Source organism: Peptacetobacter sp. AB800, assembly GCF_047807365.1.
Classification (GTDB): domain Bacteria; phylum Bacillota; class Clostridia; order Peptostreptococcales; family Peptostreptococcaceae; genus Peptacetobacter.
Map to the genome: position 1 here is coordinate 1 of NZ_JBLOUI010000094.1, position 790 is coordinate 790.

Consider the following 790-nt stretch of genomic DNA (forward strand, 5'->3'; position numbering starts at 1 on the left):
TTTTATAGCTGTGTATATATAATTATTTTGTACTCTCTGCAAACTCACCTCCTCTCTATTTCCTGTATTTTTTTTAATAAAGCTATCTCCATTTCAGCTTGTCTTTTTTCGTTTTCTAATCGTTTTATTTCTCTGCGAAGATGTTCTACTTCTGTTAGTTGATCTTCAGATTTTCTTTTTCCTCTTTTATCTTTTAGAGCATCCTTGCCAGATTCTTTATATTTAAGAGCGTAGCTACGTGCTTGTGTATATGATACGTTATATTTTTCAGCAGCTTCGCTGTAACTATGTCCAAATTTAATGCAATATTGAGCAATTTCAACTCTTTCTTCAAAGCTAGTTTTTTTATTCTTAGTCATAATAGTTCCTCCAATGGATTTAGAAGATTTTAGTTCTTTATTACTATTATACTCCTTTATCCATTGTTCAAGGGGACTTCTTGAATTAAGTCCATAAATTCTACAAATTTCATTTTGTGAACCATCACCATTTAAATACGCTTTAACTGCTGCATCTTTTATTTCTTTTGAGTATTCAACTTTTTGAAATTTATCACTAAAAGCTTTTTCTCCTTTTATTTGATATTTTAAAATCCATTCTTCGACAGAAGAATGAGCTACACCATAAATCTGCCGAATGTGCCTTCTACTTTCTTCGCCAGAAAGAATCTTTTTTACTGCATCCAATTTTTGTTTTGCGGTTACATTACTTCTAGGCATAAAAATTGCTCCCTTCTAAGTTTAAAGTGAATTTATTTATTTCACTTGTCCACTCAGAGGGGAGCAGTTCA

At 31.3% G+C, this 790-nt stretch carries 1 protein-coding gene; it reads right to left on the reverse strand.

Annotation, left to right across the window (positions count from 1 at the left end; translation table 11 throughout):
* Positions 1–44 precede the first annotated feature (44 nt).
* Complete coding sequence (locus tag ACK2WN_RS12210) at positions 45–719, reverse strand: helix-turn-helix domain-containing protein (protein ID WP_118549253.1); 675 nt, start codon at positions 717–719, stop codon at positions 45–47.
* Between the last annotated feature and the right edge of the window lie 71 nt (positions 720–790).